Below are 13,164 nucleotides of genomic sequence, written 5' to 3'. Positions count from 1 at the left end.
GAGTGGTGATTTTCAGAGGATAAATGCCAGCGCCTTTGCTCTGCATGGTGCTGCGACAAGGAGTGAAAGATGCAGCGCTTGCGCTTCGCCTTAGCCGCGCCCTGGTTGGCGATCTGCTTGCCGATAGCGCCAGCGCAGGCAAACGATCTCGGTTGCCAGGTTCTGCTGTGCCTCTCCAATCCTGGTGGCGCGACGCAGTACGGCGCCTGCATTCCTCCCATGACGAAGCTATGGCAACGCTTGGCAACCGGGGGCTCGTTCCCCGGTTGCTCGGGTGGCGGCGTTGCCAAGACCAAGGTTTATGATCGCGATTCCGCGACTCGCCGCCGAGTTGTGATGACGTTTAGCGACGGGCGTCAGCAGACATATTCGTTGGCGAACATCGAAGGCCTGCCGGCAGCTGCGACTGAGCCGGGGACCACGCCACAGTGATCCTCGAAATCGCAACCGTGGTCGCCTTGTCGCGCCAATGCGCCCCATCGGTTGCGGTGGAGACCCTAGTTTCTTTGGTCCACACCGAGAGCCGCTTCAATCCCTACGCGATCGGCGTCAACGCCAAGGGGGTGAAAGCGCCCCACCCGGTCGATCGCCTTTCGGCGACCGCAGCCGCCCGGTCGCTGATTGCCCGAGGCTACAACATCGACCTAGGCCTTGGCCAAATCAACAGCGCCAATCTGCGATGGCTCGGACTTTCTGTCGAAGACGCTTTCGATCCCTGCCGCAACCTTGCCGCCTCCGCGCGCGTGCTTTCGAGCAACTACCTGTCCGTCGCGCAGTCGAGCCCTACGACCGAAGCGGCCATCGCGACGGCCATGTCGATGTACAACACGGGCAGCCGTTCGCGTGGCTTTGGCAACGGCTACGTCAGCCGTGTCTACGCCTCATCGAGCATTGTCGTACCGGCGATCCGGAATGGGGTCAGCGAGGTCACTGGGCCGTCGACTGCCCATCCTCCGGTCGCGGTGACGCTAGCGGCAGAGGTTGCGCGGGCCCCGGACACTCGGATGCCATGGGACACGACTGCAGGCGCGCAGACAGCGGCATTGATGGTCTTCGGGGGGGCCTCCAGCATTTCACCGAAAGGACAAGTCGAATGACCGCCCAAGCTACTGCCCCAGGGTCATGGCTCACACCGCGCCGTCGCTCGATCGCGCAATATCTCGCGCTGTTCGTCGCCGTTTGCGCAGTGTCGTTGCTGCTTACCGATCCGGCTTATGCCCAATCAGCCGATGGCATCACGTCGATGGCGGAGAACATCAAGACCTGGCTGACCGGCACGTTCGCGAAGACGATCGCGGTGATCGCCGTCGTCATCGTCGGTTTCATGTTCTTTACCGGTCGAGCAAGCCTCGGGCTCTTAGTCACGGTCATTGTCGGCATCTTCATCGTGTTCAGCGCGCAGTGGATCGTCGATACCATCACCGGCGGCGCGTGAGTACGCGGCGGTGGACGACGAAAAGCTTAGGGAAGAGACCCTCTTTCTCGCCGTGACGCGGCCGACGATGTGGCTCGGGGTACCGATCGAGGCGTCGCTGCCCATCGCGCTGGCCGCGTGCCTGACCCTCATCATCACCGGCAACCCTCTCTACGCATTGGCGCTGGCCGGTGCGTTTCTGGCGATCGCTAGGCTGATCGTGCGCCACGACGCCAATGCGTTTCGCCTATTGTGGTTATGGACGACGACCAAGGCCCGTTGCCGCAACCGCGGTTGGTGGGGAGGAAGCTCCTATTCACCGCTGCCCGTCGATGGCGCCAAGCGCAGGGGATTTGCCCGTGGCTAGTCACGCCTCCTCGTTGGGCGGAGCTTCAGCCCGGACGCCTTGGCGGATCCTCAAGAACGAGGCCGACCCCGCGCGCTACTTGCCCTATGCGCGCCATATCAACGACCACGTGATCGCGCTCGACGGCCGCGATCTCATGATGATGTTCCAGCTCGACGGTCTCGCCTTCGAAACAGCCGATCCCGTGCATCTCAACGACTGGCACGAGAAACTGAACGGCACCCTGCGCAATATTGCGGACGATCGCCTCGCAATCTGGACGCACATCGTCCGCCGCCCCATCACCGATTACCCGGAAGGCGAGTTCCGGTCGGCCTTCGCAGCCGATTTGGACGCAAAGTACAGGGCGCGCGTCACCGCCAAGCGCATGTTCGTCAACGAGCTATACCTGACCATGATCATGCGTCCTTCGGTAGGCTCGGCAGATCGCACCGGCGTCCTGCTGCGTCGCCTGTCGGCAGCGCGAAAGGAAGGTCAGGAGGTCGACGAGGACGAACTCGCCCGTTTCGAGGACAAGGCCCGCGACATCGAGAAGCTGCTGGCCCGATGCCGGCCCCAGCGCCTCAGCCTCTACGAGCATAATGGCCTGATGTTTTCGCAGCCACTCGAGGTGCTCGAACTCGTAATGATGGGTCGCGCGGCCCGGGTGCCGCTGGTCCGCGGTCATCTTGGTTCCGCCATCTACGGCGAGCGCGTCATCTTCGGCCGAGAGACGGTGGAAGTACGTGCGCATGATGAAAGCCGCTTCGTTGGCCTGTTCGGCATTCGCGAGTATCCGGCGATGACCCGCCCTGGCCAGATGAACGCCCTCCTCTCGCAAGACTTCGCCTTTGTCGTTACGCAGTCCTTCGCGTTCATGGGAAAGGCGCGGGCGTCGGAGCGCCTCCGTCGTCGCCAGAATCAAATGGCTTCGACCGAAGACGCCGCAGCCAGCCAGGCTCTCGAGCTGGCCGATGCCGCCGATGATCTTCAGAGCAATCGTTTCGTCTTGGGCGAGCACCATTTCTCACTCGCCGTCTTCGGAGAAAATCAGAAGCGTCTTGCCGAGAATCTCTCGACGGCGCGGGCTGCGTTAGCCGATGCCGGTCTCGTGGCGGCACGGGAAGGCCCGGCACTCGAGGCCGCTTTCTGGTCGCAGCTTCCGGGCAACTTCGCGTGGCGCGCCCGGCCCGCTGCTATCACCTCGCGAAATTTCGCCGCCCTCTCCCCGTTCCATACCTTCCCCGCGGGCAAGCCCGACGGCAACCATTGGGGCGCGGCGATCGCGCTGATGAAAACGGCCGCGCAGTCGCCCTTCTACTTCAATTTCCATGTCAACGATCTCGGCCACACGCTGATCATCGGACCATCGGGTGGCGGCAAGACCGTCGTCCAGAATTTCCTGATGGCGCAGCTCGAGAAGACCGGCGCGCAGCAAATCTTCATCGACAAGGACCGGGGCGCCGAGATCTATGTGCGGTCGTCGGGCGGGACATACCTCGCCCTGAGGAATGGTGTCCCGACTGGGTTCGCACCGCTCCGCGCGCTGGAGCAGAATCCCGGGAATATCGTGTTCTTGGGGCGGCTCATCCGGCACCTCGTCACCCCCGCCGGTAGCCAGCTCGGCGTAACGCAGGAGCGCATGATCGACGAGGGAATCCTCTCGATCGGACGGCTGCCGCCGGAACAGCGATCCATCCTCGCGTTGCGCCAGCTGCTCGGCCAGCGCGATCCGGAAGGTATCGGCGCGCGGCTCGAAAAATGGTCGCGGGGCGGCGCGCTCGGCTGGGTATTCGACAATGACCGGGACGAGCTGACGCTCGAAGCTCGGTTCATCGGCTTCGACATGACGGACTTTCTCGACAATCCCGAGATCCGCACCCCGCTCATGATGTACATGTTCCACCGCATCGACGCGCTGCTCGACGGCCGGCGCCTGGTTATCGACATCGATGAATTCTGGAAGGCTCTGGGCGACGATGCGTTCCGCGCTTTCGCCCAGGATGGCCTCAAGACCTATCGCAAGCAGAATGCCTTCCTGGTGTTCGGCACGCAAAGCCCGGCCGACGCGCTGCGGTCCGACATCTCGCACAGCATCATGGAGCAGGTCGCGACCAAGATCCTCCTGCCGAACCCTCACGGCCGCGAGGTGGACTATATCGACGGCCTCGGCCTCACCCGCGCCGAATTCAAGCTGATCAGGAACGATCTTATACCGGAGAGTCGCCGCTTTCTCGTCAAGCAAGGTCACGATTCCATCGTCGTCGAACTCGACCTCGGCGGGCTGTCGGACGAGCTCGCGGTCCTTTCAGGCACTACGGAAACTGTCGGCATCCTCGACCAGGTCCGGCGCGAGCACGGCGACGACCCCGCCGTATGGTTGCCCATCTTCCACGAGCGTCGTCGAGCTACCACCCGAAGGAAAGGATAAAGTCATGAGAATAATTCGAGTGCTGGCGATCGCCAGCGGACTGGCAGCGTCGGTGCCGGCTTATGCGCAGGGTATCCCGGTCTATGACTCCAGCACGTTCTTGCAAACGCTATCGACGGTGAAGAACACGCTTGCGATGATCGAGCAGGGCAAGCAGCAGATCTCCCAAGCGACCGATATGTTCGACAGCGTCAACAAGCTGACGAACGTCAACCAGATCGCCTCGTCGTTGAACACCGACGCCGTGCGCCACCTCCTCCCGAGCGAGGCGCGCGACATCCAGCGCCTGATGTCCTCGGACATGGCTGGGCTCGGCAGCCTCGGATCGGCAGCCGATCGAATCCGCAGCAGCAACCGCGTTGCATTGCCCGACCTTCGCCTCGATGCCACCGCCTTCGAACGGACGAACCGCGATGCCATCTCGCGCAACGGGGACATGGCGGCGCGCGATGCCGCGATCGCCGAGGCGGCCTATGGTGTGACTACCAAGCGAACAGCGGGTCTGGAGGAGCTTCGATCCTCGCTCGACACGGCATCGGACGCCAAGGACGTGATGGATATCCAAGCCCGGATCGGGGTCGAGAACGCGCACATCCAGAATGACGCCGTACAGCTACAGGCGCTCCAAATGCGGCAAGCGGCCGAAGCGCGGCTCCGCTCTCAGCGCGAAGGTGAGGCTGGCCTGGCAAAGCTCGAACAGAGCCTGGGTAGCCGGCCATGAAGCGTGCCGCCGGCACCTCCGCGATCTTACTGACGATCCTGGTCACCGGCTGTGGACAGCCAGCCGGCAAGGCGGAATTGAAGTCCGATCCTAAGCTTCGGTCGCAGATCCTCGCGGCGTGCGCGGACGGGACTCATACCGACGCGCAAGAGTGCAGCAACGCAAAGGCGATCGAGAACGCGGACAAACTCGACCGCTCGCTTGGTCCCAAATAGGCGAAGGCTCAGTCATGGCGTCCACACTCTTCGCGGATATCTACACCAACATCGACGGCAAGCTCGATCTCTTCCTGAACGAGCGGCTCAACAATGTGATCGATGTTGTGCGGGGACCGCTGGCGCTGGGGCTCGTGATCTATATCGCCTTGTTCGGTTACATGGTCATGCGCGGTATCGTCAGTGAGCCGTGGGGCGAACTCTTCTACCGGATGGTGAAGCTCTGCCTCCTGTACGTCGCGGCGACCACGGTCGCCTATTCCGATTGGATAACCAACCCGCTCTTTCACGGGATGCCGGACACGATCTCGCAAGCGCTTGCCGGCAAAACCATCACCAGCGTGGGCGCCGTGTTCGACGACTATTTCGGTCAGGTCGACAATATCGTCCGGATCATCCGGACCGAGGCCGAAACATATCTCGACATCAACCCGTGGAAGCTCGTCCTGCTGACGTTGGCGATCCTGATCTACGGTCTTGCAGGGCTATCGGCAGCGATCGGCTTTGCAATCACTGTCTTCGCAAAAGTCGCGCTCGCCGTGGTGATCGCGCTCGGCCCGATCTTCATTGCGCTCTCGCTCTTTGAGACAACCCGCCGCTTCTTCTACGGCTGGCTGGGACAGGTGTTCAATTACATCGTGCTGATGGCGGTGATCATCGCCATCACTACCCTCATTACCGATCTCGGCGCGACCGCACTGGCAACCGCCGAAGGCACTCCCGACGTGACGATCGGAGCAGTCCTGTTCTCGGTCTACATCTTTCTGGGAACGATCTTCTTCTTCCAGGCGCCTTCGATCGCCACCGGCATCGCCGGCGGTGCCGCCGCCGGTGTCGGCGCCTTCGCCGGCTCGGCCTGGGGAACGATGGCGGCACCGTTTCAGCAGAGCGGCATCGCCCGCAACAGTCGCAACCTTGAACGGGCCGCTCAGCGCGGCGGTTCGGTCAGCCGCGCATGACAAGGAAAAACCTATGACAAGGTCCTCCTCGATAGTCCGATGGGTTCGGCGTTCGACAATCGTCATCGCCCTGCTCCCGGCGTTGGCGAGCGGGGCATCGGGGCCAAAGAAGCTGCCGGTTTGCAACGGCAAGCACCTGCGTGACGCGAACATCTATGGAAGCGTTTTGCCGGGTTCACCATTACCGGCCGTGGTTGCGCCCCCTGCCCCGCCACCCGTGCCGCAGATCAAGCAACCGATCGAAGGCGGGACACCGCCGCCGCCGGTTCCCGACCCCGCGCCCGAAAAGACTTCCGCGCGGACGGATCCTCGATCCTTTGGGAGTTGCTGACCATGCGCAGCCAGGCGGAGGGCGTGCCTGCAAAGGACGCCGAGCTCTATTTCGGGCAGGCACGATCCTGGGATCAGGATCGTCAGCGCAAATCGCTTCGATCCGAACGCATAGCGTGGATCGTGGCAGGCCTGGCGATGATTGTGTCAGCTGCGGAGGGATTCGCGCTCGCGGGCCTTGCCCCGCTGAAAACCGTCATGCCGTATATCATCCGGGTCAACCAGACGACGGGCGCGGTGGATGTGCAGACCACCCTCACCCAGAAGCCGATGCGCTACGACGAGGCGGTCACAAAATTTTTCCTCGCGCAATATGTCAGGCAACGAGAGAGCTGGTTGCCGGCGGCGGCCGAAGAGAATTTCAGGGCCGTCACCATCCTGTCTGAGCCGGGCGAGCAGCAGCGCTGGGGTCGCTTTTTCAGTTCGAACAACGCGGCGAGTCCACAGGTAGTCTGGGGCAAAGGTGCGGTGGTCCAGGCCCGTGTCCGCAACATCGCCTTCATCAATGACCGTGTTGCCAACGTGCGCTTCACCCGCACGGTGCAGACCGAAACGGATACGCAGAGCAGTGATTGGATCGCGACGGTGACATTCCAGTACACCAACGCGCCGATGGCGGAGGGCGACCGTTACCGTAACCCGCTGGGGTTCCAGGTCGAGAATTACCGCGCCGACCCGGAGGTGGTGCGGTGAAGCGGCTGATCCATCTCGCAGGCTTTGTCGCGCTCGTCGCCGCGCCTGCCCTCGCCGAGGATACGCCGCGCGCGGGACCGGCAGACCAGCGCGTGAAGTTCGTCGAATATCAGGAGACCCAGGTCTACCGCATCGTCGGCACGTTCCGCACGGCGACGCAGGTCGTCCTCGGTGCCGACGAGACGATCGAGCATGTCGCACTCGGGGACACGGTATCGTGGGAAGTGGCGGTCGCCGGTCACATCCTCTTCCTGAAGCCACGCGAACGGGCAGGTCCAACCAACCTTATCGTCACGACCAATCGCGGCGGCGAGCTTCGCAACTACGCGTTCGAATTGACTACGCGCCGGGGGCCGATCGGTCGCGGCAGCAGTAACACCTTCTTCCAGGTCCGTTTCCGCTACCCGCGTGACGAGGCAGACCGCGCCGCCCGGATGCGGGCGACCCAGGAGGCGCAGCGCGTCGCAGCGCTTCAGGCGAGCGTCGTTCGCGGTGCGCTCGATCATGGTGTGATAGAGGGGCCGCGCAATTTGAATTACAAGGTCCAGGGCTCGAGCGACCTCCAGCCGTCGGAGATCTCCGACAACGGCCAGTTCACGGTCCTGCGCTTCCCAGGCAACCATGAGATTCCGGCGATCTACCTTGTTCGGCCGGATGGCTCGGAAAGCCTGGTCCCGTTCGATGTGCGAGACGAATTCGTTGTGGTGCATGCCGTTGCGGCTCAACTCCGACTGCGCCGTAACCGAGAGGTGCTGTGCATCTATAATCTGGCACCGACCCCTTACGGTGTCGACTACGGCACCAACACTGCGTCGCCGCACGTCGAGCGCACCATTCAAGACCCAAAGGAGTGAGCGCGATGGACGAATCTGCGCCTGAGGACCGTCGTCGGCCGCATGGCGATCCCACCCCCGAGCGCGACGAGATTATCCGCGAACGCGGTATCGACCCGATCGGCGGCATGACGCCGGCGAAGCGCAACACCGCATTGATCTTCGCCGGCACGGCGATGGTGCTCGGCATCCTGTGGGTGAATTCGGGGCCGAGCAAGAATGTCAGCAGCTTGATGGCGAAACCCGAAGCAATGGCGCGGCGACCCGATCTCGCGGCGCGCGAGACGGTCGCTTATGATGCTGTCGCTGCAAAGGCCAAGCCGCTCGGCCTAGCAGCTGTTGATCCCAACGCGCCGGTCATCAACCCACCGCCTGGTGCACAGGTCGTCGGCCCTGATGGCCAGATCGTACCCGCAATTCAACCCGGAGCGGCCCCCGCCGCGGCACCGCAGAACAATCGCCAGAACCTCGCCGACCAGGCACGGCGATCGACATTGATCGCCTATGGCGGCCGGGACGCGATGCGCGCTTCGGGAGCCGGGACCAGCGCCGATCCCGCCCAGCCAGAAACAGCCGGCGATGGATCTGCGGGCCAGGCCGCCCGCGGCACGCCCAATGCGCTGGACGCGCTTCGACAGAGTTCCGCGGTCGGCGAAGCGCGGGCCTCGATGCTGCCGAACCGCAACTATCTCGTGACCGCCGGAACGCTGATCCCGTGTATTCTCCAGACTGCCATGAACTCGGCGCAGCCCGGCTACACTTCCTGTTTGATCCCGCGCGACGTCTATTCCGAAAATGGCCGGGTCGTGCTGATGGAGAAGGGCACGAAGGTGCTCGGCGAATATCATGGCGGCATTCAGCAGGGTCAGAACCGCCTTTTCGTTCTATGGACGAGAGCGGTCACACCTCAGGGGGTCCGCATCGACCTGGCGTCGCCCGGCTCGGACGCGCTCGGCCGAGCGGGAATAGCCGGATCGGTCGACACATTCTTCTGGGCACGGTTCGGCAGCGCATTGCTGCTCTCACTGGTCGACGACGCCGCCTATATCGCCGGTCAATCGGTGTCGGGCGGCAGCAACAACTTCAACAACACGACGCGCACGCCGAGCGAAGGCGCGGGCATAGCACTCCAGAACAGCATCAACATCCGCCCCGTGCTCAAAAAGAACCAGGGCGAGGAAGTCGGGATATTCGTCGCCAAAGACTTCAATTTCGCCGACGTCTACAATCTCGAGCTGCGGCGTTGACGTGAGCGATACCGCCGTCCTGCGCCACTACCTGGCACCGATCCTGCCACTGCTGGAGCCGGTCGAGGTGACGGAGCTTGTGATCAACAAGCCCGGCGAGGTCGGCATCGAGGATCATCAGGGCTGGCATTGGCATGATGTCGCCGAACTCGACAGCGACTGGCTCGCGACGCTCGCCGTCGCCGCCGCGAGTTTCACCCGGCAGGACGTCAATGCAGAGACTCCGATCTGCTCGACGATATTGCCTGGTGGCGAGCGCTGCCAGATCGTCATACCGTCAGTGACGCCGAGCGGGGCGCCATCCTTCACGGTGCGCAAGCCCTCGCGCGTCAACCTCGCAATCGATCAACTCGCCAACACGGGACTGTTCAAGGGCACGCGCTCTGCCGCACGCGGTCTCGGCGGGGTCGATGCGCAGCTGGTAGCGCAACGCGATGCCGGTGACTGGCCGTCCTTCTTCAGGACCGCAGTTGCCGCCCGCAAGAACATCCTGGTGAGCGGCGCGACCGGGTCAGGCAAGACCACCTTCGCCAAGGCGCTCATCCAGCTGATCCCGCCCCATGAGCGGCTGCTGACGATCGAGGATACGCGCGAGCTCGTCGTCGAGCATCGCAACGTCGTGCATATGGTCTATTCGAGCGAGCGGCAGGGCCTCGCCAAGGTCGGCCCCAAGCAATTGCTCGAAAGCGCGCTTCGCATGCGCCCCGATCGCATCCTGCTGCAGGAGCTGCGCGACGGCACCGCCTTCTTCTATCTGCGCAACGTCAACTCGGGCCATCCTGGCTCGATCACGACCGTCCATGCCGGCTCGGCTATGGGAGCGTTCGAGCAGCTCACCTTGCTGGTCAAGGAATCGGAGGGCGGACGGGATCTCGCCCGCGACGACATCCGCGGGCTGCTTCGCATGTTGGTCGACGTTGTTGTCCAGACCCGCAAGCACGCCGGAAAATTCGAGGTCGAGGAGGTATATTTTGACCCGCCTGTCGGACGCACGACCTCTCACTAGGGTCGCGATCGTCGCGGGGATCCTCGCGGCGGTGCTTATCCTCTGCTCCCTGTGCGCGGTGCTGGTGGCGCTCGTCGGCTTGAAGCAGATCGGGCCGCGGATGCAGATCACGGCGGTGCCAGCATGGCTCTGGTACTATCGCGGCGATCCGCTCCTCCACCTGTGGTTGAAGCGGGGCGCGTTGGTCAGCGGCGCAATCGCCTTCGTCATTTTGCTCGTCATCCTGAAACGGGGGCGCTCGCTGCATGGCGAGGCACGGTTCGCGCGTGAAAGCGAGATCCGGCAAGAACAGCTGCGCAGCAAGAGCGGCATCATCGTCGGCCAGAAGGGCGGCCGCTATCTTGTGTTCGGCGGGACCGAGCATGTTCTGCTCGAGGCGCCCACGCGTGCCGGCAAGGGCGTCGGTGTCGTGATCCCCAATCTTTTGAGTTGGGCGGACTCGGTCGTGGTGCTCGACGTGAAGCGCGAGAACTGGGACATCACAGCCGGCTTCCGGGCGCGCCATGGCCAAGCCGTCTATCTGTTCGACCCGCTCGATCCCGAAGGGCGGACCGCGCGGTACAATCCGCTGAGCTTCATCGATCGTCTCGACGACGTCGATGTGGTCAACGAACTCCAGAAGATCGGCGGCATGTTATTTCCAGCACCCGAGAAGGCCGACCCCTTCTGGGCTGAAGCCGCGCGCGCCGCCTTCGTCGGCGTCGGCGCCCTAGTTGCGGCCAACCCCGCCCTCCCCTTCACGATCGGCGAAATCTACCGGCGGCTGACGGCGGGCGACCCGAAGGTCGAGCTGCCCAAGGTTGTCGAGGAAGCGCAGAAGCGCGGGCAGCGGCTAAGCCAGGCCTGCGTCTCGGCGTTGAGCGACTTCACCTCCGCGTCCGACAACACCTTCTCCGGTATCAAGCAGACGATCACCTCGAAGCTCAGCCTCTGGCTTAACCCGTATGTCGATGCAGCGACGTCGGAGACCGACTTCGATCTGCGCCAGGTCCGCCGCGAGCGGATCTCGATCTATCTGGGCGTCTCGCCGGACAATATCGATCGGATCGCGCCGGTCTATAATCTGTTCCTGCAGCAGCTGATCGATCTCAACACGCGGGAGTTGCCGGCATCCGGGGGCCAGATTCCAGTTCTTGTTCTGCTCGATGAGTTTGCGCGATTGGGCAAGGCGCCAGTGATCGCGTCCGCCTTCTCTTATGTCGCCGGCTATGGACTGCGATTGCTGCCGGTGATCCAGAGCCGATCGCAGCCTCGCGGTATCTATGGGGCGGACGTCACCGACGAGATCATCGCCAATTGTGGCCTCGAGGTGGTGTTCACGCCCAAGGAACTGCGGGTCGCCAATGAACTTTCGGAGCGTCTCGGCTTCTTCACGATGAACGTGAAATCGAAAAGCCGCACCATTCACGGCATGCTCGCCAACCGTAGCATTTCGGAATCCGATCAGCGCCGCGCGCTGATGATGCCGCAAGAGCTGATGCAGATGCCCAAGGGCGATTTGCTGTTGCTGCGCGGCGGGATTCCGCCGGTTCGCGCGCGCAAGATCGAGTATTTCCGCTCTCGGCATTTCACCAGCAGGATCTCGGACCCGCCCAAGGTTGCGCCGCGGCTGATCATGATCCCGCAGGCGAAGCAGGTCTCGCCGCCGGCCAGCGCCGGCGCCAGCTCGGATGTGCTGGCCCAAGCGATCGAGGCGAAGCGGGCGGCGCTCCTCGCCCCACCACCAATGGAGGAAGAGCCCGTCGTGACCCGCACGCTGACTGACGACGAATTGTCCGGCTATGCCGAGATCACCGACGACATGCTCGTCCTGGGCGAACTTGAGGAGCTTCCGCCCCCGGGCGACGAGAAAGCGGCGATCGCCTTCGTGATGGCGATGACCGCGCGCGCGGCCATCGAGCCGGACGACGATTACGATTCATCCGAAGCATTAGTGACAGCGAGGCGTGATCATGGCCGATAATGACAAGGCGGCGGCGCCCAAGCCGCGCGCCAGGACCAACAGCGTCTCCTTTGACGAAAAGGAGCGCGGCAAGGAGGCCGCGCCCGCAATCCAGGCGACCCGACCCGACCCAGTCGCTCGTGCCATTGATGGGGAACGTACGGCCGAGCCGGGCAGGAAGCCGAAGGCTCCTTCCGTCGAGGCGGGCGATCTGCCCGAAGCCGTGCGCAAGCGCTATTATGCCGACAAGGCGAAATGGTCCGGGGAGCCGGCCTTCTTCACCTCGGCCGAGATGAAGGATCCAGCGTTCCGCGATCAGGGCCGCCGGCTCGTCACGGCGACAGAGAGCCAGGAGGTCGTGAAGGATCTCGTCGCGATCGCGCAGCATCGTGGGTGGGAGAGGATCCACGTCACGGGGACCGAAGCCTTCCGGCGATCGGTATGGCTCGAGGCGGGCCAGAAGGGGCTCGAGGTCAGAGGCTATAAGCCGAATGATCGCGATCTGCAGGAGCTCGACCGCGTGCGCAGCGATGCCAACAAGAACACGATCGCGCCAATGATCGCGCGCGACGCGGGCGAGAGCCGCGATCCGGCGCCTGCCCGGCGATCGAGCGAGTCCCCCGTTACAGCGCGGCAGCCCGGCGGGCGCTCCGATGGGCGGTCGATGCCCAACGATCGGGCTGTCGATAGCCAGTTGCGGGTGATGGAAGCCGTGATCCGGCGCACCTTGTTCGATAATCCAGAGGCCGTCACGCGCGTGATGACGGTCGCGCGCGCGCAGCTCGATGCGCATATCGCGGCCGGTCGCACCATTCGGCCCGCCATCGTCCGGGATACGGGCACATCGGTACAACGCGGGGTCGAGCCCACGGCAGGGCAAGCGCGCGGCGCGCCTGTTCGGCAAGGCCGGGATCACAAGCCGCCCGAGCGCAGCCGATCGCGCTGATGCTGGCGCGAAGATTGGTTTGAGAATCGTTCAATTCGTTCGTATTGAGCGAACATATTTCGTCGATCGTAAACTGTGTAT

General features: G+C 63.5%; 14 protein-coding genes. All 14 read left to right on the top strand.

Translation table 11 applies throughout. From position 1 onward, the window contains the following. The first annotated feature begins 69 nt into the window (after positions 1–69). The 14 genes from EJC47_RS16380 (at position 70) to EJC47_RS16310 (ending at position 13,083) form a co-directional block, all read left to right on the top strand. Positions 70–432 carry a hypothetical protein gene (locus EJC47_RS16380; protein WP_126848952.1) on the top strand — a complete coding sequence of 121 codons (363 nt, stop codon included), beginning with the start codon at positions 70–72 and terminating at the stop codon, positions 430–432. Continuing rightward, positions 429–1,097: a lytic transglycosylase domain-containing protein gene (locus EJC47_RS16375; protein ID WP_126848951.1), complete on the top strand. Its 669-nt coding sequence runs from the start codon at positions 429–431 to the stop codon at positions 1,095–1,097. The genes EJC47_RS16380 and EJC47_RS16375 overlap by 4 nt, the downstream gene beginning before the upstream one ends. Then, positions 1,094–1,435: a TrbC/VirB2 family protein gene (locus tag EJC47_RS16370; RefSeq protein WP_126848950.1), complete on the top strand. Its 342-nt coding sequence runs from the start codon at positions 1,094–1,096 to the stop codon at positions 1,433–1,435. The genes EJC47_RS16375 and EJC47_RS16370 overlap by 4 nt, the downstream gene beginning before the upstream one ends. 10 nt (positions 1,436–1,445) lie before the next feature. Next, a complete protein-coding gene (locus tag EJC47_RS16365) occupies positions 1,446–1,781 on the top strand; it encodes a type IV secretion system protein VirB3 (RefSeq protein WP_126848949.1) in 336 nt (111 codons plus the stop codon). Continuing rightward, positions 1,774–4,191: a VirB4 family type IV secretion/conjugal transfer ATPase gene (locus EJC47_RS16360; RefSeq protein WP_126848948.1), complete on the top strand. Its 2,418-nt coding sequence runs from the start codon at positions 1,774–1,776 to the stop codon at positions 4,189–4,191. Before EJC47_RS16365 ends, EJC47_RS16360 begins: the two co-directional genes overlap by 8 nt. A gap of 4 nt (positions 4,192–4,195) precedes the next feature. Next, the gene (locus tag EJC47_RS16355; protein ID WP_126848947.1) at positions 4,196–4,912 is read left to right on the top strand and encodes a type IV secretion system protein; all 717 of its coding nucleotides are present in this window, start codon (positions 4,196–4,198) and stop codon (positions 4,910–4,912) included. After that, entirely contained in the window at positions 4,909–5,127 is a 219-nt protein-coding gene (locus tag EJC47_RS16350; protein ID WP_126848946.1) for an EexN family lipoprotein, read from the top strand. Before EJC47_RS16355 ends, EJC47_RS16350 begins: the two co-directional genes overlap by 4 nt. Before the next feature lie 14 nt (positions 5,128–5,141). Next, entirely contained in the window at positions 5,142–6,086 is a 945-nt protein-coding gene (locus EJC47_RS16345; protein ID WP_126848945.1) for a type IV secretion system protein, read from the top strand. Between the two features lie 333 nt (positions 6,087–6,419). Then, positions 6,420–7,109, top strand: a complete 690-nt coding sequence (locus EJC47_RS16335; protein WP_068075044.1) for a virB8 family protein — start codon at positions 6,420–6,422, stop codon at positions 7,107–7,109. Next, positions 7,106–7,963 carry a P-type conjugative transfer protein VirB9 gene (virB9, locus tag EJC47_RS16330; protein WP_126848943.1) on the top strand — a complete coding sequence of 286 codons (858 nt, stop codon included), beginning with the start codon at positions 7,106–7,108 and terminating at the stop codon, positions 7,961–7,963. The genes EJC47_RS16335 and virB9 overlap by 4 nt, the downstream gene beginning before the upstream one ends. 5 nt (positions 7,964–7,968) lie before the next feature. Continuing rightward, positions 7,969–9,189 carry a type IV secretion system protein VirB10 gene (virB10, locus tag EJC47_RS16325; protein ID WP_126848942.1) on the top strand — a complete coding sequence of 407 codons (1,221 nt, stop codon included), beginning with the start codon at positions 7,969–7,971 and terminating at the stop codon, positions 9,187–9,189. A gap of 1 nt (position 9,190) precedes the next feature. Continuing rightward, a complete protein-coding gene (virB11, locus tag EJC47_RS16320; protein ID WP_126848941.1) occupies positions 9,191–10,195 on the top strand; it encodes a P-type DNA transfer ATPase VirB11 in 1,005 nt (334 codons plus the stop codon). Between the two features lie 7 nt (positions 10,196–10,202). Then, positions 10,203–12,158 carry a type IV secretory system conjugative DNA transfer family protein gene (locus tag EJC47_RS16315; RefSeq protein ID WP_409574491.1) on the top strand — a complete coding sequence of 652 codons (1,956 nt, stop codon included), beginning with the start codon at positions 10,203–10,205 and terminating at the stop codon, positions 12,156–12,158. Then, positions 12,148–13,083, top strand: coding sequence for an LPD7 domain-containing protein (locus tag EJC47_RS16310; protein ID WP_126848939.1), 936 nt, complete (start codon positions 12,148–12,150; stop codon positions 13,081–13,083). The genes EJC47_RS16315 and EJC47_RS16310 overlap by 11 nt, the downstream gene beginning before the upstream one ends. The last annotated feature ends 81 nt before the right edge of the window (positions 13,084–13,164 follow it).

The sequence above is a fragment of the Sphingomonas sp. TF3 genome (genome assembly GCF_003985085.1).
Lineage (GTDB): Bacteria > Pseudomonadota > Alphaproteobacteria > Sphingomonadales > Sphingomonadaceae > Sphingomonas.
The sequence above is the reverse complement of the archived record's forward strand: the minus strand, read 5'-3'. Positions and strand labels throughout refer to the sequence as shown.